19 protein-coding genes are annotated in these 18,701 nt (G+C 72.0%); 18 read left to right on the top strand and 1 reads right to left on the bottom strand.

Annotated elements, in window-relative coordinates:
- Positions 1-139: 139 nt before the first annotated feature.
- The 5 genes from ACZ38L_RS06315 to ACZ38L_RS06295 all read left to right on the top strand — a co-directional run bounded on the left by ACZ38L_RS06315 (position 140) and on the right by ACZ38L_RS06295 (position 4,195).
- A complete protein-coding gene (locus ACZ38L_RS06315) occupies positions 140-1,246 on the top strand; it encodes a M24 family metallopeptidase (protein ID WP_465689769.1) in 1,107 nt (368 codons plus the stop codon).
- A 70-nt stretch (positions 1,247-1,316) separates the two neighbouring features.
- Entirely contained in the window at positions 1,317-1,877 is a 561-nt protein-coding gene (gene efp, locus ACZ38L_RS06310) for an elongation factor P (RefSeq protein WP_396565882.1), read from the top strand.
- A gap of 2 nt (positions 1,878-1,879) precedes the next feature.
- Positions 1,880-2,317, top strand: a complete 438-nt coding sequence (nusB, locus tag ACZ38L_RS06305) for a transcription antitermination factor NusB (protein WP_465689767.1) — start codon at positions 1,880-1,882, stop codon at positions 2,315-2,317.
- A gap of 118 nt (positions 2,318-2,435) precedes the next feature.
- The gene (locus tag ACZ38L_RS06300; RefSeq protein ID WP_465689765.1) at positions 2,436-3,278 is read left to right on the top strand and encodes a thioesterase family protein; all 843 of its coding nucleotides are present in this window, start codon (positions 2,436-2,438) and stop codon (positions 3,276-3,278) included.
- 122 nt (positions 3,279-3,400) lie between these two features.
- Complete coding sequence (locus tag ACZ38L_RS06295) at positions 3,401-4,195, top strand: hypothetical protein (RefSeq protein ID WP_465689763.1); 795 nt, start codon at positions 3,401-3,403, stop codon at positions 4,193-4,195.
- Between the two features lie 108 nt (positions 4,196-4,303).
- Here ACZ38L_RS06295 and bldD read toward each other — a convergent pair whose 3' ends face one another.
- Entirely contained in the window at positions 4,304-4,807 is a 504-nt protein-coding gene (gene bldD / locus ACZ38L_RS06290) for a transcriptional regulator BldD (protein WP_280669675.1), read from the bottom strand.
- 328 nt (positions 4,808-5,135) lie between these two features.
- Between bldD and pyrR the strand changes: the two genes are divergently transcribed.
- From pyrR to rpoZ, 13 genes are all read left to right on the top strand, one after another.
- Entirely contained in the window at positions 5,136-5,747 is a 612-nt protein-coding gene (gene pyrR / locus ACZ38L_RS06285; RefSeq protein WP_396565874.1) for a bifunctional pyr operon transcriptional regulator/uracil phosphoribosyltransferase PyrR, read from the top strand.
- A gap of 4 nt (positions 5,748-5,751) precedes the next feature.
- Positions 5,752-6,741, top strand: coding sequence for an aspartate carbamoyltransferase catalytic subunit (locus tag ACZ38L_RS06280; protein ID WP_465689760.1), 990 nt, complete (start codon positions 5,752-5,754; stop codon positions 6,739-6,741).
- On the top strand, positions 6,738-8,042 hold the full coding sequence (locus ACZ38L_RS06275) for a dihydroorotase (protein ID WP_465689758.1): 1,305 nt from the start codon (positions 6,738-6,740) through the stop codon (positions 8,040-8,042). Before ACZ38L_RS06280 ends, ACZ38L_RS06275 begins: the two co-directional genes overlap by 4 nt.
- Positions 8,039-8,614: a PH-like domain-containing protein gene (locus ACZ38L_RS06270; RefSeq protein WP_465689756.1), complete on the top strand. Its 576-nt coding sequence runs from the start codon at positions 8,039-8,041 to the stop codon at positions 8,612-8,614. The genes ACZ38L_RS06275 and ACZ38L_RS06270 overlap by 4 nt, the downstream gene beginning before the upstream one ends.
- On the top strand, positions 8,611-9,795 hold the full coding sequence (gene carA, locus ACZ38L_RS06265) for a glutamine-hydrolyzing carbamoyl-phosphate synthase small subunit (RefSeq protein WP_465689754.1): 1,185 nt from the start codon (positions 8,611-8,613) through the stop codon (positions 9,793-9,795). Before ACZ38L_RS06270 ends, carA begins: the two co-directional genes overlap by 4 nt.
- Positions 9,796-9,798: 3 nt before the next feature.
- Entirely contained in the window at positions 9,799-13,107 is a 3,309-nt protein-coding gene (carB, locus tag ACZ38L_RS06260) for a carbamoyl-phosphate synthase large subunit (RefSeq protein ID WP_465689752.1), read from the top strand.
- 64 nt (positions 13,108-13,171) lie between these two features.
- Positions 13,172-14,266: a quinone-dependent dihydroorotate dehydrogenase gene (locus tag ACZ38L_RS06255; protein WP_465689750.1), complete on the top strand. Its 1,095-nt coding sequence runs from the start codon at positions 13,172-13,174 to the stop codon at positions 14,264-14,266.
- A gap of 106 nt (positions 14,267-14,372) precedes the next feature.
- A complete protein-coding gene (locus tag ACZ38L_RS06250) occupies positions 14,373-15,230 on the top strand; it encodes a dihydroorotate dehydrogenase electron transfer subunit (protein WP_465689748.1) in 858 nt (285 codons plus the stop codon).
- Entirely contained in the window at positions 15,227-16,195 is a 969-nt protein-coding gene (locus ACZ38L_RS06245; protein ID WP_465689746.1) for a dihydroorotate dehydrogenase, read from the top strand. The genes ACZ38L_RS06250 and ACZ38L_RS06245 overlap by 4 nt, the downstream gene beginning before the upstream one ends.
- A gap of 15 nt (positions 16,196-16,210) precedes the next feature.
- Positions 16,211-17,044: an orotidine-5'-phosphate decarboxylase gene (pyrF, locus tag ACZ38L_RS06240; RefSeq protein ID WP_396565857.1), complete on the top strand. Its 834-nt coding sequence runs from the start codon at positions 16,211-16,213 to the stop codon at positions 17,042-17,044.
- 266 nt (positions 17,045-17,310) lie between these two features.
- Complete coding sequence (gene mihF / locus ACZ38L_RS06235; protein WP_396565856.1) at positions 17,311-17,637, top strand: integration host factor, actinobacterial type; 327 nt, start codon at positions 17,311-17,313, stop codon at positions 17,635-17,637.
- A 49-nt stretch (positions 17,638-17,686) separates the two neighbouring features.
- Entirely contained in the window at positions 17,687-18,244 is a 558-nt protein-coding gene (gene gmk / locus ACZ38L_RS06230) for a guanylate kinase (RefSeq protein ID WP_396565854.1), read from the top strand.
- Between the two features lie 58 nt (positions 18,245-18,302).
- On the top strand, positions 18,303-18,569 hold the full coding sequence (rpoZ, locus tag ACZ38L_RS06225; protein ID WP_035840778.1) for a DNA-directed RNA polymerase subunit omega: 267 nt from the start codon (positions 18,303-18,305) through the stop codon (positions 18,567-18,569).
- Positions 18,570-18,701: the final 132 nt, after the last annotated feature.

The following is an 18,701-nucleotide window of genomic DNA, read 5'->3' as shown; positions in this document are numbered from 1 at the left end:
CTCCTCCGCAGGCGGTCGGCCATCCGGCCGTGCCGCGCAGCCTATCTGACGATCAGTCAGTATGGTGCCCGCTCGCCCGGGCCAGCAGAACGGACCAGCTGAACAGGCGGTCCGACGGGTCCCCTCATAGGCTTCGGGCATGTCCGATGCGCACGCGGTCCGCCGAGAGCGGCTCCGGGAGCACTGCAGCACGGCCGGTGTGGACGCGGCGCTGATCAGCAGCCCCGCGAACGTCCGGTACCTGACGGGCTGCGCACCGTGCGGCGCGACGCTGCTGCTGACCCGCGACCGCGCGTTGCTCGCGCTGCCCGCGGACCTGCCACCGGACGACACCGGCGAGCACCCCTACGCCGTCGAGCTGGCCCACCTGGTCACCGCCCCGGACGAGGACACCGCGACGGCCGCCGCCGGGGCGGCCGCCCGGCTGCGCGTGCGTGACCTCGCGGTCGAGGAGGGCGACCTGACCGTCACCCGGCACCGCGCGATCGCCGCGTTGGCCCCCGGCATCCGGCTGGCCGACCTGGACGGCGCGGTCGAGCGGCTGCGGGTGGTCAAGGACGAGTACGAGATCGCCGACCTGCGGATCGCCGCCGAGATCGCCGACCAGGCACTGGGCGAGCTGCTGGAGTCGATCCTGGTCGGGCGGACCGAGCGGCACCTGGCGATGGAGCTGGAGCGCCGGATGATCGACCACGGCGCGGACGGGGCCGCCTTTCCGGTCTCGGTCGCCACCGGCACCCACTCCGGCCGGGCCAACCACCTGCCCACCGACCGCAGGGTCGAGGAGGGCGACTTCCTGACCGTCGCGCTGGGCGCCCAGTACCGCGGCTACGCCGTCTGCGCCACCCGCACCTTCGTGATCGGCGCGGCGCCCGCGGCCTGGCAGGTGGAGCTGCACCGGCTGGTCTTCGAGGCGCAGCGGGCCGGTCGGGAGGCGCTCGGCCCGGGCGTGCCGGGCAACGCACCCGACCGCGCGGCCCGTGACATCCTGCAGGCGGCGGGCCATGTGGAGAGCCCGCCGCGCCCGCTCGGGCACGGCGTCGGGCTGGAGGTCCGGGAGGCGCCGGGCCTCGGACCCGCCGACATGGGTAAACTGGACAACCGCGTGCCGGTCACCGTCGGTCCAGGGGTTCACCTCCCGGGCCGCGGCGGAGTCCGGATCGAGGACACGCTCGTGGTGCGCCCCCCGGAGGAGGGCGGGCCCGAGCTGCTCACCATCACCACCAAGGAGCTCCTCGCCCTGTGACCGCCCCTGCGGGTGGGACAGGCCGCACCCCTTGGTTCCTTGACAGTTATATCCAGGAGTAAGTGCGCCCGTGGCTTCCACGAACGATCTCAAGAACGGCATGGTCCTCAACCTGGACGGCAAGCTCTGGTCTGTCGTCGAGTTCCAGCACGTCAAGCCCGGCAAGGGCCCGGCCTTCGTGCGCACCAAGCTCAAGGAGGTGCTGAGCGGCAAGGTCGTCGACAAGACCTTCAACGCGGGCGTCAAGGTCGAGACCGCGAACGTCGACAAGCGCACCATGCAGTTCTCGTACAAGGACGGCGAGCAGTTCGTGTTCATGGACATGGACACCTACGACCAGATCCACATCACCCCGGACGTGGTCGGCGACGCCGCCAAGTACCTGCTGGAGGGCTTCGAGGCCCTGGTCGCGCAGCACGACGGCGCGCCGCTGTACGTGGAGCTGCCGGCCGCGGTCGAGCTGGTCATCGCCGAGACCGAGCCGGGCGTGCAGGGCGACCGCTCGACCGGTGGCACCAAGCCGGCCACCCTGGAGACCGGTGCCGAGGTGCAGGTCCCGCTGTTCATCACCACCGGTGAGAAGATCAAGGTCGACACCCGCGACGGCAGCTACCTCGGTCGGGTCAAGTAACTGTGTCTGCCGCACGTAGCAAGGCCCGTACCCGCGCCTTCCAGATCCTCTTCGAGGCCGACCACCGGGGCGTCGACCCGCTGGCGGTGCTCGCCGGCTGGGTGGCCCGCGCCCGGGAACCCAAGCCGGACGAGGGCGTCCCGCAGGTCGCCGAGTACACCATGCAGCTGGTCGAGGGCTACGCCAAGCACGCCCGCCGGATCGACGAGCTGATCGCCACCTACGCGGTGGGCTGGGCGCTGGACCGGATGCCGATCGCGGACCGCAACGTCCTGCGGCTCGGCGCCTACGAGCTGATCTGGGAGGACGGCGTCCCGGACGCGGTCGTCCTGGACGAGGCGGTGGAGATCGCCAAGGAGTACTCCACCGACGACTCGCCGGCCTTCGTGAACGGCCTGCTGGCCCGTTTCATGGAGCTCAAGCCGACCATCAAGCGCTGAGACCGTCCGGTCACGACGATGGCCGCCGGACCCCCGCGGTCCGGCGGCCATCGTGCGTTCACGACGGGGGCGTATCTTTGCTACCGACCAGTAGCAAGGCCGAAGGGGGCGCCACTCCATGACCACCGTGACCGCGACCAGCAGCGAGTTCGACCAGGCCATCGCCCTGGACCCCGGCCCGGACGGCCGCCACCGCGGCGAGCTGGGCGCCGGCTGGCAGATCGGCGGCGGGATCAACGGCGGTCTGCTGCTGGCCGTCGCCGCCAACGCGCTCTCCCGCGAGCTGCCCGGCCACCCCGACCCGGTGTCGATCAGCGGCTACTACCTCTCTGCCTCCCGCCCGGGTCCGGCCGAGGTCCGCACCGAGCTGGTCCGCCGCGGCGGTTCGCTCTCCACCGGCACCGCCTCGCTCTACCAGGACGACGAGGACGGCACCCCGGTCGAGCGACTCAGAGTGCTGGCGACCTACGGTGACCTGGCCGCGCAGGCCGGCGAGGTGCACACCGCGGCGACCCCGCCCGCGCTGCCGCCACGCGAGAGCTGCGTCGGCATGGAGCACGCCCCGCCCGCCCTGATCGAGCAGGCCGCCCTGCTGGAGCGGTTCGACCTGCGGCTGGACCCGGCCACGGTGGGCTGGGCGGTCGGGCAGCCCTCCCGGCAGGGCCGGATCCAGGGCTGGTTCCGGCTCGCCGACGGCCGCGAGCCCGACCCGCTGGCGCTGCTGCTGGTGGCCGACGCGCTACCGCCGGTCACCTTCGACCTCGGCCTGCCCGGCTGGGCGCCGACCATCGAGCTGACCGTCCACCTGCGAGCCAAGCCGGCGCCCGGCTGGCTGCGGGTGAGCCACGCCACCCGCAACCTGGCCGGGGGCTACTTCGAGGAGGACGCCGAGATCTGGGACGAGACCGGCCGGCTGGTCGCCCAGTCCCGCCAGCTGGCCCGGGCGCCGCGCCCGCGCTGACCTGCGGAATCGAAATTCTCACGCTCGGTTACCAATATGTGACGTGAGGTGCGTGTGTCGGGCGGGTTGCGGGGGAGGACGTGGCGTAGGCCAGCCGCCCCTCGCAACCTCTCGGGAGCCCGATGTCCAGGTATCTCCACCCACGCCGTCCGCCCCGCTGCCGCCCCACTCGCGCCCGCCAGGCGCCGGCGCAGCGGGTCTTCGTGACCGGGGTGCTGGCCTCGCCGGAGGACTTCGAGCGGGCCCGCCCCTGGGGGCTGACCGCGGCCCCGGACCACCCGCGCTACCTGGCCGGCACGGCCACCCTGCTGGCGCACGCCCGGCGCCGCTTCGAGTCGGTCCGGGTGCGCCGCTTCCACCCGGACGACTTCGCCGAGTTCTGCCTGCTGCGCCGTCTCGACCCGGCCGACCGGGTCGCGCAGCAGCGCTACCTGGCCAATCCAGCGCTGCTCGGGCAGCTGCTCGACTACCAGGGGGAGGAGCTGGTGGACGACTTCCTGCCGAGGCTGGTCCGGGCCCGGGAGAACGGACTGACGATGCGCCACGCCGAGCTGCTGCTGGCCGAGGGTGGCGCCCTGCCGGCCGTCGAGCGCTGCTACCGGGAGGCGGCCGAGCTGTTCGCGCGGCTGTTGGGGGAGGCCGGGCCGGGGGCGTACGAGTTCCGCTGCGTGATCCGGGCGTCGGGGGGACCTCTGGTGGCGGAGGCCCGGGTGGTGCTCTGGGAGGACGGGCTGGTGCGGATCCACGACGAGGAGCTGGACCTGGTTCGCGCGGTGCTCTGCGCCGCGCTGGCCCGGCGGCTGCCCGGCCGGCTGGAGCTGAGCGGACTGCGCGGCTCGGCGGCGGGCTGCGGCGAGTACCAGCAGGCGGCCTGGAGCTGGCAGAGCGCCGGCACGGGCTTCACGGCGGTGCGCTGAGAGGGTCGTGCCGGGGCGGCGTGCCGAAACGGCGCACCGAACCGCCGACGGCGCGGTCCCCCGGGACCGCGCCGTGACGTTTCTGCAGGTAGTGGCCGAGGCCGTGACTCAGCCGGCGTCCTCGTCGCGCACCGCGCGACGGGCGTCGGAGTTGAGCACGCCCCAGCTGATCAGCTGCTCGGTGAGGATCGACGGTGACTGGTCGTAGATCACCGCGAGGGTGCGCAGGTCGTCCTGGCGGATCGAGAGGACCTTGCCGTTGTAGTCACCGCGCTGGGACTGGATGGTCGCCGCGTACCGCTGCAGCGGGCCGGCCTTCTCGGACGGGACCTGGGTCAGTCTCTCCAGGTCCAGCACCAGGCGCGGCGGCGGCTCGGCCGCACCGCCCGGGGTGCCGCCCGGGAGCAGCTCCTGCACCGGGACGCCGTAGAACTCGGCGAGCTCGGCCAGTCGCTGCACGGTGACCGCTCGGTCGCCACGCTCGTAGGAGCCGACGACGACCGCCTTCCAGCGCCCCTGGGACTTCTCCTCGACGCCGTGCAGGGAGAGCCCCTGCTGTGTGCGGATAGCGCGGAGTTTGCCCCCGAGCTGCTTCGCGTAGTCGCTGGACATTGGTCTCCCCGGACAAGAATTGCTTCGCGTTCAGAAACGGTCACGGGGGAGCGAGGGGCCCCTCGCCTCCCAGGCGTTCTACCAGTGGGTTCGACGTCTGTTCCGTAACTCACTGTGAGGTTACGTAGAGTAAGGTAGCTGCGTCAAGCCGAATGGGGCAGTCGTGCGAATGGTCTGCTACCTCTGCGTGAACACGACATAAAGCATGGCGGGGATCATCTTGATCGCCCTGCTAGCATGGACGAGGCTCCCGGCACGGTCCGGCAGCCATCCACCAGACATCCTTTAAGGCCCGTCCCGTGAGGCGGGGAAGGAGGTCGGCTTCGGCATGACCGCACACATCGACACGCCGCGTCCGCCGCACCAGGTGCTGGACGGCGCGGACATCTCCCGCGTGATCACCCGGATCGCCCACGAGATCGTGGAGCGCGCGAAGGGCGCGGAGGACATCGTCCTCCTCGGCATCCACACCCGCGGCGTCCACCTCGCCCGCCGGCTGCACGCCAAGCTGACGCAGATCACCGGCCGCGAGATCCCGCTTGGCACGCTCGACATCACCATGTACCGGGACGACCTGCGGCTCAAGCCCGCCCGCGCCCTGGAGCACACCGAGATCCCGTCCGGCGGGATCGAGGGCAAGCTGGTCATCCTCGTCGACGACGTGCTCTTCTCCGGCCGCACGGTCCGCGCCGCGCTCGACGCCCTGGGCGACATCGGCCGCCCGCGCGCCGTGCAGCTCGCCGTCCTGGTCGACCGCGGCCACCGCGAGCTGCCCATCCGCGCCGACTACGTGGGCAAGAACCTGCCCACCTCGCTGCGCGAGGCCGTCCAGGTCCGGCTCGCCGACACCGACGGCCAGGACGCCGTCCTGGTCGGTGACCGCGACTTCGCCGCCCGTTCCTCCCAGGCGCTCGCCGCCGACCCCAACCTGCCGGAGTAGCACCGTGAAGCGCCACCTCGTCTCCGCCGCAGATCTCAGCCGCGAGGACGCGCTGCTGATCCTGGACACCGCCGAGGAGCTGGCCCAGCTCTCCGGGCGGGCCGTCAAGAAGCTCCCCACGCTGCGCGGCCGTACCGTCGTCAACCTCTTCTTCGAGGACTCGACCCGCACCAAGACCTCCTTCGAGGTCGCCGAGAAGCGGCTCAGCGCCGACGTCATCAACTTCGCCGCCAAGGGCTCCTCGGTCTCCAAGGGCGAGAGCCTCAAGGACACCGCGCTGACCCTGCAGGCGATGGGAGCGGACGCGGTCGTCATCCGGCACCACGCCTCGGGCGCGCCGGCCCGGCTGGCCCAGTCCGACTGGCTGCACGGCAGTGTGATCAACGCCGGTGACGGCACCCACGAGCACCCGACCCAGGCCCTGCTGGACGCCTTCACCGTGCGCCGGCACCTCAACCCGGGCCTGGGCAACGACCTCGCGGGCCGCCGGATCACCATCGTCGGCGACGTGCTGCACAGCCGGGTCGCCCGCTCCAACGTGCTGCTGCTGAACACCCTGGGCGCGCACGTCACCTTCGTGGCCCCGCCCACCCTGCTGCCGCTCGGCATCGAGAGCTGGCCCTGCGAGGTGAGCTACGACCTGGACGCCGCGCTCGCCAAGACCGACGCGCTGATGATGCTGCGGGTCCAGCGCGAGCGGATGAACGCCGCGTTCTTCCCCACCGAGCGCGAGTACTCCCGCCGCTACGGCATGCACGCCGGCCGGCTGGCCCGGCTGCCCGAGCACGCCATCGTGATGCACCCCGGCCCGATGGTCCGCGGCATGGAGATCACCGCCGAGGTGGCCGACTCGCCGCGCTGCACCGCGGTCGAGCAGGTCGCCAACGGCGTCTCGGTCCGGATGGCCGTCCTCTACCTGCTGCTCGGCGGCGCCGTCCACGCCGACGGGCCCGCCGACTCCCCCCGCACCGAAACCCAGGAGACCGCCCAGTGACGAGCTACCTGATCCGCAACGCCCAGCTGCTCGGCGGTGACCCGCAGGACATCCTGATCGTCGACGGGGTGATCCGGGAGATCGGTGCCGGCCTGACCGCCGACGCCGACGTGGACATCGACGCGCACGGCCTGATCGCCCTGCCCGGTCTGGTCGACCTGCACACCCACCTGCGCGAGCCGGGCCGCGAGGACGCCGAGACCGTGCTGACCGGCACCCAGGCCGCCGCCAAGGGCGGTTACACCGCCGTGCACGCGATGGCCAACACCTTCCCGGTGGCCGACACGGCCGGCGTGGTCGAGCAGGTCTGGCGACTCGGCCAGGCCTCCGGCTACTGCGACGTGCGGCCGGTCGGCGCCGTCACGGTCGGCCTGGAGGGCAAGAAGCTCGCCGAGCTGGGCGCGATGCACGAGTCCGCGGCCGAGGTCCGGGTCTTCTCCGACGACGGCAAGTGCGTGGACGACGCGGTGATCATGCGCCGCGCGCTGGAGTACGTGAAGGCCTTCGACGGGGTGGTCGCCCAGCACGCCCAGGAGCCGCGGCTCACCGAGGGCGCCCAGATGAACGAGGGCCAGGTCTCCGGTGAGCTCGGGCTCGGCGGCTGGCCGGCGGTCGCCGAGGAGGCGATCATCGCCCGCGACGTGCTGCTCGCCGCGCACGTCGGCTCCCGGCTGCACGTCTGCCACGTCTCCACGGCCGGCTCGGTGGAGATCATCCGCTGGGCCAAGGGCAAGGGCTGGGACGTCACCGCCGAGGTCACCCCGCACCACCTGCTGCTGACCGACGAGCTGGTCCGCTCCTACGACCCGGTCTACAAGGTCAACCCGCCGCTGCGCACCGCCGCCGACGTGCACGCGCTGCGCGAGGCGCTGGCCGACGGCACCATCGACGCGGTCGCCACCGACCACGCCCCGCACCCCGCGGAGGACAAGGACTGCGAGTGGGCGGCCGCCGCGATGGGCATGGTCGGCCTGGAGACCGCGCTCTCGGTGGTGCAGCAGGCGATGGTCGAGACCGGCCTGCTGAACTGGGAGGGCGTCGCCGACCGGATGTCGCACCGCCCGGCCCGGATCGGCCGGCTGGCCGGCCACGGGCGGCCCATCTCGGTCGGTGAGCCGGCCAACCTGGTGCTCTTCGATCCCGCGTACCGTGGCACCGTGAATCCCGAGAGCTTTGCCACCCGCAGCCGAAACACCCCCTACCGAGGCCTCGACCTGCCGGGACGGGTGCACGCCACCTTCCTGCGTGGGGTGCCCACCGTGCTGGCCGGCGTGCTGGTCGAGCCGGGCGAGCTCGGATGAGCCCCGCTCCGCTGGCGATGCAGCAGGCCAAGGTCCACGACTGGGCCGGCCACATCGGCTGGGCGGTCGGCCTGGTGATCCTGATCGGGCTGATCTACTGGCTGATGCGCCAGGGCTGGAACTGGCGGCGCACCCTCCAGGCGGACCTGCCGGAGCTGCCCGCCGTGCCGGACGACCCGGGCCCGGCGATCCTGGAGAGCGGCGGCCGTTACCACGGCAGCACCACCGCCGGGAACTGGCTGGACCGGGTGGTGGCGCACGGCCTGGGCAACCGCAGCCTGGCCGCGCTGACCCTCACCGAGCGCGGGCTGCTGGTCCGCCGCCCGGGTGCCGAGGACCTCTGGATCCCGGTCGAGGACCTCACCGGAGCCCGGCTGGAGTCCGGGATCGCGGGCAAGGTCGTCCCGGCCGGTCTGCTGGTGGTCGGCTGGACGCTCCAGGGCCGCGCGCTGGACTCCGGCTTCCGGCTGGACCGCGCGGACGACCACGCGGCCTGGGCCGCCGAGGTCGAGCAACTCGCAACACGTACGACCGCAACACGTACGACGAAGACGGAAGGCGTAACACCATGACCGCTCCTGCCCTCACCACCACGAGGCAGCCGCGCGCCGCCCGCCGGGAGCGGGTCCCCGCCGTGCTCGTCCTGGAGGACGGCCGGACCTTCCGCGGCCAGGCGTACGGCGCGATCGGCGAGACCTTCGGCGAGGCGGTCTTCAACACCGGCATGTCCGGCTACCAGGAGACCCTGACCGACCCCTCCTACCACCGCCAGGTGGTGGTCATGACGGCCCCGCAGATCGGCAACACCGGCGTCAACGACGAGGACCCGGAGTCGCAGCGGATCTGGGTCGCCGGTTACGTGGTCCGCGATCCCGCCCGGGTGCCGTCCAACTGGCGCTCCCAGCGTTCGCTCGACGAGGAGCTGGCCGCCCAGGGCGTGGTCGGCATCAGTGGGATCGACACCCGCGCGCTCACCCGTCACCTGCGCGAGCGCGGCGCGATGCGGGTCGGCATCTTCTCCGGCCCGGAGCTGGCCGAGCCGGCCGAGCTGCTCTCCCGGGTGCTGCAGGCGCCCGAGATGAAGGGCGCCGACCTGTGCGCCGAGGTGGCCACCACCGAGCCGTACGTCGTGCCGGCGATCGGTGCGAAGCGCTTCACGGTCGCCGCCGTGGACCTCGGCATCAAGGCGATGACCCCGCACCGGATGGCCGAGCGCGGCATCGAGGTGCACGTGCTGCCCGCCAACGCCACCGCCGAGGACATCTACTCGGTCAACCCGGACGGCGTCTTCTTCTCCAACGGCCCGGGCGACCCGGCCACCGCCGACCACCAGGTCGCGGTGCTGCGCGAGGTGCTGGAGCGCGGGACCCCGTTCTTCGGGATCTGCTTCGGCAACCAGATCCTCGGCCGGGCGCTGGGCTTCGGCACCTACAAGCTCAAGTACGGCCACCGGGGGATCAACCAGCCGGTGCAGGACCGCACCACCGGCAAGGTCGAGGTCACCGCGCACAACCACGGCTTCGCCGTCCAGGCCCCGCTGGACAAGGTCAGCGACACGCCGTTCGGCCGCGCCGAGGTCTCGCACGTCTGCCTGAACGACGACGTCGTGGAGGGCCTGCAGTGCCTGGACACCCCGGCGTTCAGCGTGCAGTACCACCCGGAGGCCGCCGCCGGCCCGCACGACGCCGCGTACCTGTTCGACCGCTTCGTCGAGCTGATCGCCGCCACGACTCGTACCACCGCAGGGAGCTGACCCGTGCCGAAGCGCACTGACATCAAGTCCGTCCTGGTCATCGGCTCGGGTCCGATCGTGATCGGGCAGGCGGCCGAGTTCGACTACTCCGGCACCCAGGCGTGCCGGGTGCTGCGGGCCGAGGGCCTGCGGGTGGTGCTGGTGAACTCCAACCCGGCGACCATCATGACCGACCCGGAGATCGCCGACGCCACCTACGTCGAGCCGATCACGCCGGAGTTCGTCGAGAAGATCATCGCCAAGGAGCGGCCGGACGTGCTGCTGCCCACCCTGGGCGGGCAGACCGCGCTGAACGCCGCGATCGAGCTGCACAAGGCCGGCACGCTGGCCAAGTACGGCGTGGAGCTGATCGGCGCCAACGTCGAGGCGATCAACAAGGGCGAGGACCGCGAGCTGTTCAAGCAGGTCGTGGAGGCCGTCCGGGCGAAGATCGGGCACGGCGAGTCGGCCCGCTCGGTGATCTGCCACTCGATGGAGGAGGTCCTGGCCGGCGTCGACACCCTCGGCGGCTACCCGGTCGTGGTCCGCCCGTCCTTCACCATGGGCGGCGCCGGCTCCGGCTTCGCGCACGACGAGGAGGACCTGCGCCGGATCGCCGGTCAGGGGCTGACCCTCTCGCCGACCACCGAGGTGCTCCTGGAGGAGTCCATCCTCGGCTGGAAGGAGTACGAGCTGGAGCTGATGCGGGACCGCAACGACAACGTCGTGGTGGTCTGCTCGATCGAGAACTTCGACCCGATGGGCGTGCACACCGGTGACTCGATCACCGTCGCCCCGGCGATGACGCTGACCGACCGCGAGTACCAGATCCTGCGTGACATCGGCATCGCGGTGATCCGCGAGGTCGGCGTCGACACCGGCGGCTGCAACATCCAGTTCGCGGTCAACCCGGAGGACGGCCGGGTGATCGTGATCGAGATGAACCCGCGGGTGTCGCGCTCCTCCGCGCTGGCCTCCAAGGCGACCGGCTTCCCGATCGCCAAGATCGCCGCCAAGCTGGCGGTCGGCTACACGCTGGACGAGATCCCCAACGACATCACCGAGCAGACCCCGGCCTCCTTCGAACCGACCCTCGACTACGTCGTGGTGAAGGTGCCGCGGTTCGCCTTCGAGAAGTTCCCCTCCGCCGACCCCACGCTGACCACCACCATGAAGTCGGTGGGCGAGGCGATGGCGATGGGCCGCAACTTCCCCGAGGCGCTCAACAAGGCGCTGCGCTCGCTGGAGAAGAAGGGTTCGCAGTTCTCCTGGGCCGGCCCGATCGGTGACAAGGACGAGCTGCTCACCAAGGCGAAGGTGCCGACCGACGGCCGGATCAACACCGTGATGGAGGCGATCCGGGCCGGCGCCACGCCGGACGAGGTCTTCGAGGCGACCCGGATCGACCCCTGGTTCGTCGACCAGCTCTTCCTGCTGGACGAGATCGCGGCCGAGCTGGGCGAGGCGGAGAAGCTGACCCCGGAGCTGCTGCGGCACGCCAAGCGGCACGGCTTCTCCGACCAGCAGATCGGCGAGATCCGCGGCCTGAAGGCGGACGTGGTCCGCGAGGTCCGGCACGCGCTCGGCATCCGGCCGGTCTTCAAGACGGTGGACACCTGCGCGGCCGAGTTCGCCGCCCGCACCCCGTACTTCTACTCGTCCTACGACGAGGAGAGCGAGGTCGCGCCGCGGATCAAGCCCGCGGTGATCATCCTTGGCTCCGGCCCGAACCGGATCGGGCAGGGCATCGAGTTCGACTACTCGTGCGTGCACGCCTCCTTCGCGCTCGCCGAGGCCGGCTACGAGACCGTCATGGTCAACTGCAACCCGGAGACCGTCTCCACCGACTACGACACCTCCGACCGGCTGTACTTCGAGCCGCTCACCCTGGAGGACGTGCTGGAGATCGTGCACGCCGAGCAGCAGGCCGGTCCGCTGGCCGGCGTGATCGTGCAGCTCGGCGGCCAGACCCCGCTCGGCCTGGCGCAGGCGCTGAAGGACAACGGCGTGCCGATCGTGGGCACCCAGCCGGAGGCGATCGACCTGGCGGAGGAGCGCGGCGCGTTCGGTCGGGTGCTGCGCGAGGCCGGCCTGCCGGCGCCCAAGCACGGCACCGCCTTCTCCTTCGAGGAGGCCAAGGCGATCGCGGACGAGATCGGCTACCCGGTGCTGGCCCGCCCCTCCTACGTGCTCGGCGGACGTGGCATGGAGATCGTCTACGACGAGGTGTCGCTCGCCTCCTACCTGGAGCGGCACGCCGGCCTGATCTCCGAGCACCCGGTGCTGATCGACCGGTTCCTGGACGACGCCGTCGAGATCGACGTGGACGCGCTCTTCGACGGCACCGAGCTCTACCTCGGCGGCGTGATGGAGCACATCGAGGAGGCCGGCATCCACTCCGGCGACTCGGCCTGCGCCCTGCCGCCGATCACGCTGGGCGGCTTCGACATCAAGCGGCTGCGGACCTCGACCGAGGCGATCGCCCGCGGGGTGGGGGTGCGCGGTCTGATCAACATCCAGTTCGCGCTGGCCGGTGACATCCTCTACGTGCTGGAGGCCAACCCGCGCGCCTCGCGGACCGTGCCGTTCACCTCCAAGGCCACCGCTGTCCCGCTGGCCAAGGCCGCCGCCCGGATCTCGCTCGGTGCCACCATCGCCGAGCTGCGCGCGGAGGGCCTGCTCCCGGGCGAGGGCGACGGCGGCACGCTGCCGGCCGACTGCCCGATCTCGGTCAAGGAGGCGGTGATGCCGTGGAGCCGCTTCCGGGACGTGCACGGGCGCGGCGTGGACACCGTCCTCGGCCCGGAGATGCGCTCGACCGGCGAGGTGATGGGCATCGACCGGGTGTTCGGCACCGCCTACGCCAAGTCGCAGTCGGGCGCGTACGGCGCGTTGCCGACCAAGGGCCGGGTCTTCGTGTCGGTCGCCAACCGGGACAAGCGGAACCTGGTGTTCCCGGCCCGGGCACTGGTCGAGCTGGGCTTCGAGCTGCTGGCCACCGCGGGCACCGCGGAGGTGCTGCAGCGCGGCGGGATCCCGGCGACCGTGGTGCGCAAGCACAGCGAGGGCCCCGGCCCGGCCGGCGAGCGGACCATCGTGCAGCTGATCCACGACGGTGACGTCGATCTGATCATCAACACCCCGTACGGCACCGGCGGCCGCCTCGACGGCTACGAGATCCGCACCGCCGCCGTCTCCCGCGGCGTGCCGTGCCTGACCACCGTGCAGGCCATGGGCGCCGCCGTGCAGGGCATCGACGCCCTGGCCCGCGGCGAGGTCGGCGTGATGTCGCTGCAGGAGCACGCGGCGCTGATCAACTCCACCCGCAAGTAGCACCACCCGAGTGGGGGGCACCGGACCGCCGGCGCCCCCCACTCCCATGCGAGGAAGGCGCAACGTGTACAAGCTGCTCTTCAACCTGGTCTTCCGGAAGATGGACCCCGAGAAGGCCCACCACCTGGCCTTCTTCTGGATCCGGCTGGCCGCGTCCGTCCCCGGGCTGCGCCAGCTGGTGAGCCTGCTGCTGGCCCCGCGCGACCCGGCGCTGCGGACCCGCGCGCTCGGGCTCGACCTGCCCGGCCCGTTCGGCCTGGGCGCCGGCTTCGACAAGAACGCGATCGGCATCGACGGCCTGGCCATGCTCGGCTTCGACTACGTCGAGATCGGCACCGTCACCGGCGAGCCGCAGCCCGGCAACCCGGCGCCGCGGCTGTTCCGGCTGGTCGAGGACCGGGCGCTGATCAACCGGATGGGCTTCAACAACCAGGGCTCGGCCCGGATCGCCGCCCGGTTGGCGGCCCGGCCGCGGACCTCGCTGACCCCGGTGATCGGCGTCAACATCGGCAAGACCAAGGTGGTCGAGGAGGCCGACGCGGTCGCCGACTACGTCAAGAGCACCGAGCGGCTGGCCGGACACGCCGACTACCTGGTGGTCAACGTCAGCTCGCCGAACACTCCCGGACTGCGCAACCTGCAGGCCGTCTCGCACCTGCGCCCGCTGCTGACCGCCGTCCGCGAGGCCGCCGACCGGACCACCCGGCAGCACGTCCCGCTGCTGGTCAAGATCGCCCCCGACCTGGCCGACGAGGACGTCGACGCGGTCGCCGACCTGGCCCTGGAGCTGGGACTGGACGGCATCATCGCCACCAACACCACGATCGGCCGCGAGGGGCTGCGCGCCCCGGCCGCCCAGGTCGAGGCGATCGGGATGGGCGGGCTCTCCGGCGCGCCGCTCAAGGACCGCTCGCTGGAGGTGCTCAGGCGGCTGCGGAAGCGGACCCAGGGCCGGCTGGTACTGGTCTCGGTCGGCGGCATCGAGACCGCCGAGGACGCCTGGCAGCGCATCGTGGCCGGCGCCGACCTGGTGCAGGGCTACAGCGCCTTCATCTACGAGGGGCCGTTCTGGATGCGCCGGGTGCACCGGGGCCTGTCGGCGCGGCTGCGCCGCAGCGGGTTCCGCAGCCTCGCCGAGGCGGTCGGCAGCTCCGCCTGACCCGGGCTGACGGTTCGTCGGATATCGGGGGAAGTGACAGGTGGCGGGCGGATTTGGGAGAGTTCGGGTACCGCCCAGCCACCGCGCAGTCGAAAGGTGCCCCCGGATGGCCAACCCCCTGCAGCTGCGGGCCGAGGTGCTCGCCAACCACGTCGAGGGCGAGTACCGCCGTCTGGTGCTACGCGCGCCCGGTGTGCCGGAGCGGATCCGGCCCGGTCACTTCGCCACCCTGGCGGTCGGCGGCCCGAACTCCGCGCTCCTGCTGCGGCGCCCGTTCGCGATCCACCGGGCCGACCCGCGGGCCGGCACGGTGGAGCTGGTGGTCGCCGTGCGCGGCGCCGGCAGCGCCGAGCTGGCCGACAGCCGGCCGGGTGAGCTGCTGGACCTGATCGCCCCGCTCGGCACCCCGTTCCCGCTGCCGGAGGGGCCGGCCACCGCGCTGCTGGTGGCCGGTGGCTACGGCGCCGTACCGCTGCTCGCGCTCGGCGAGGCGGTGCTGCGGCGCGGTGGCCAGGTGGGCGTCATCCTCGGCGCCGCCCGGGCCGACCGGCTGTACGGCGTGGAGCAGGCCCGGGCGCTCACCCTGGACGTGCTGGTGCTCACCGAGGACGGCTCGCTGGGGATGACCGGCCGGGTCACCGACCCGCTGGCCCAGGCGATCCGGGCGATCGACGCGACCGTGGTCTACGGCTGCGGCCCGATGCCGATGCTGCGCGAGCTCAGCCGGATCGCACTCGACGCCGGGGTGCGCTGCCAGGTCGCGGTGGAGGAGGCGATGGCCTGCGGCACCGGCATCTGCATGACCTGCGTGCTGCCGGTGGTCGGCGAGGACGGGGTGAGCCGCTTCGTCCGCTCGTGCACCGAGGGGCCGGTCTTCGACGGTGGCCGGGTGCGTTGGGACGACCGGGGCCGGGTGCCCGACGACCTGGAGGGGGCCGCCGCGATGGGAGGAGCGGGCCGATGACCACCGAGGCGCTCCGGCCGCAGGACGTCGATCTCAGCGCCCCGCTGGGCTCGCTGACCCTGCCCAACCCGTTGACCACCGCCTCCGGCTGCGCGGGCTACGGGCGGGAGCTGGCGCGGTTCGTGCCGCTGGACGAGCTGGGCACGGTCACCACCAAGACGATCATGCTCCACCCGCGGTCCGGCCTGGCCACCCCGCGGATGGCCGAGACCCCTTCCGGGATGCTCAACGCGATCGGCCTTCAGGGCTCCGGCATCGACGCCTTCGTCCGCACCGAGCTGCCCTGGCTGGCCGAGCGCGGCGCCCGGGTGCTGGTCTCGATCGCGGGGGAGCGGCTGGAGGATTACACCGCGGTCGCCGAGCGGCTGAACGGGCGGCCGGGAGTGGTCGGGCTGGAGCTCAACATCTCCTGCCCCAACACCGCCGACCGCGGCCTGCTCTTCGCCGCCAATCCCGCGACCTCGTACGACGTGGTCCGGGCGGTGCGCCGGGTGGCCGACCCGGACCTGCCGGTCTACGCCAAGCTCTCGCCCGACGTCGGCTCGATCACCGAGATCGCGGCGGCCTGCGTGCAGGCCGGGGCGGACGGGCTGTCGATGGTCAACGCCCCGCTCGGGATGGCGATCGACCCGGCCACCCTGCGTCCGGCGCTGGCCGGCGGCACCGGCGGGCTCTCCGGCCCGGCGGTGCGCCCGATCGCGGTCCGCTGCGTCTACCAGGTGCACGCGGCGATGCTGGCCGGGCGGATCCCGCAGGTGCCGATCCTCGGCATGGGCGGCGTCCGGACCGGCCGGGACGCCCTGGAACTCACCCTGGCCGGGGCCGGCGGAGTGGCGGTCGGCACCGCGCTCTTCCACGATCCCGCGGCTCCGTCGCGGATCCTCACCGAACTGCGCGCCGAACTCGCGGCCCGCGGCTTCGCCAAGTACACCGACGCGGTGGGGTTCGCCCACCGCCCGCTCTGAGACGGAAAGGCCCTCATGACGACCACCTTCGGTTCCCGGCTGCGCCACGCGATGGACAGCCGCGGCCAGCTCTGCGTCGGCATCGACCCGCACGCCGCCCTGCTCGCCGCCTGGGGGCTGGGCGACGACCTGGCGGGCCTGGAGACCTTCAGCCGGACCGTGGTCGAGGCACTGGCCGACCGGGTCGCCGTGCTGAAGCCGCAGGCCGCGTTCTTCGAGCGGTTCGGCAGCAGGGGCGTCGCGGTGCTGGAGCGGACCGTGGCGGACGCCCGGGCGGCCGGGGCGCTGGTGATCATGGACGCCAAGCGCGGCGACATCGGCTCCACCATGGCCGCCTACGCGGAGGCCTTCCTGGCGCCGGACAGCCCGCTCTTCTCCGACGCCCTGACGGTCAGCCCCTACCTCGGCTTCGGTTCGCTGCAGCCGGCCGTGGACCTGGCCCGGTCCAGCGGCTGCGGGCTCTTCACGCTGGCCCTGACCTCCAACCCGGAGGGCTTCGAGGTGCAGCGGGCGACCGGCCCGGACGGGGTGAGCGTCGCGCAGGGCGTGCTGCGCCGGCTGGCGGCGGAGAACGCGGGTGCCGAGCCGCTCGGTTCGTTCGGCGCGGTGGTCGGCGCGACGCTGGCCGACGCGGGGGTGGACCTGACGATCAACGGGCCGCTGCTGGCCCCGGGGATCGGCGCCCAGGGCGCGACGATGGCCGATCTGCCCCGGGTCTTCGGCGCCGCGGTGCGCGACGTGGTGCCCAGCGTCAGCCGGGACGTGCTGCGGCACGGCCCCTCGGTCACCGCGCTGCGGGAGGCCGCACAGACCTTCGTCGACGATGTGAGGGCCGTCACATCGGCTTGACGAACGCCGCCCAAACCGGGCCGTTTTCTCCCGAAAAGTCCTGGCCTACCTGTGCTGACCAGGACTTTTCGGCTTCTTTTCCTGACGTGGGCGCGCAATCCGGGTAGTGTCCGGCGGTAGGGGCTCTCAGCAGTGCGTTTCCCGTTGCTCTCGCAGGTCAGAGCGGCTAGGTTCCACTGCGGCCGAAACCAGACCGGCGACGGTGGGCCCCTGGCACGACCAATGTCCTAGCACTTCAACTCCTTCCAGACCCTGAGGTGAACGGCGTGGCTCTTCCGCCCCTTACCCCTGAACAGCGCTCCGCCGCGCTGGCCAAGGCCGCCGAGGCTCGCCGGGAGCGCGCCGAGGTGAAGAACCGGCTCAAGCACTCGAACGCGTCCCTGCACGAGGTGATCAAGGCCGGCAAGTCCGAGAACGAGGTCATCGGCAAGATGAAGGTCTCCGCGCTGCTGGAGAGCCTGCCGGGTGTCGGCAAGGTTCGGGCCAAGCAGATCATGGAGCGCCTCGGGATCAGCGAGAGCCGCCGGGTGCGCGGCCTCGGCAGCAACCAGATCGCGTCGCTGGAGCGGGAGTTCGGCAGCACCGCGTCCTGACGCGGCCCCGGTGGTGCCGGGTCCGTCCAGGATCCGGGATAATCGGTGCATGAGTGAACGTCCGCGGCTGACCGTGCTCTCCGGCCCTTCGGGGGTCGGCAAGAGCACGGTCGTCGCCCATATGAGGCAGCAGCACCCCGAGGTCTGGCTCTCGGTGTCGGTGACCACCCGGCACCCGAGGCCGGGCGAGAAGGACGGGGTCCAGTACCACTTCGTCGACAACGACGAGTTCGACAAGCTGATCGCCAACGGTGAACTGCTGGAGTGGGCGGTCTTCGCCGGCAACCGGTACGGCACCCCGCGGTCCGCCGTGGAGCAGAAGCTGGAGCGGGGCGAGCCGGTCCTGCTGGAGATCGATCTGCAGGGCGCCCGCCAGGTGCGCGAGTCGATGCCCGAGGCGCAGCTGGTCTTCCTGGCGCCGCCGAGCTGGGACGAGCTGGTCCGCCGGCTCACCGGCCGGGGCACCGAGCCGCAGGACGTCATCGACGAGCGGTTGGCGGCGGCCCGGGTCGAGCTGGCCGCCGAGCCGGAGTTCGACAGCACCCTGGTGAACACCTCGGTCGAGCAGGTGGCGACCGAACTGCTAGCCTTGCTCGGTGTAGCCTGATGTGATCTTTGCGATCACATCAGATTCTTTCTTTTCCACCCTTTCGGAAGGTTTTCGCGTGTCCTCTTCCATGACCGCGCCCGAGGGCATCATCAACCCGCCGATCGACGAGCTGCTTGAGGCCACGGACTCCAAGTACAGCCTGGTGATCTACGCCGCCAAGCGCGCCCGTCAGATCAACGCGTACTACTCGCAGCTGGGCGAGGGTCTCCTGGAGTACGTCGGCCCGCTGGTCGACACCCACGTGCACGAGAAGCCGCTGTCGATCGCGCTGCGCGAGATCAACGCCGGCATGCTCACCGCCGAGGCTGTCGACGCGGCCTGAGGTCTCATCGCAGGGCCCGCCGGACCACCGTCCGGCGGGCCCTGCGGCGTTCACACCGGAACTGTTCCCTTGGTCACGGTGCGCGACCGATCTGAGTGATCGTAGGCTGAACGCGAATCCCAGCGGAGGAGT

It is taken from the genome of Kitasatospora sp. NPDC024654, from assembly GCF_055559155.1.
The sequence above is the reverse complement of the archived record's forward strand: the minus strand, read 5'-3'. Positions and strand labels throughout refer to the sequence as shown.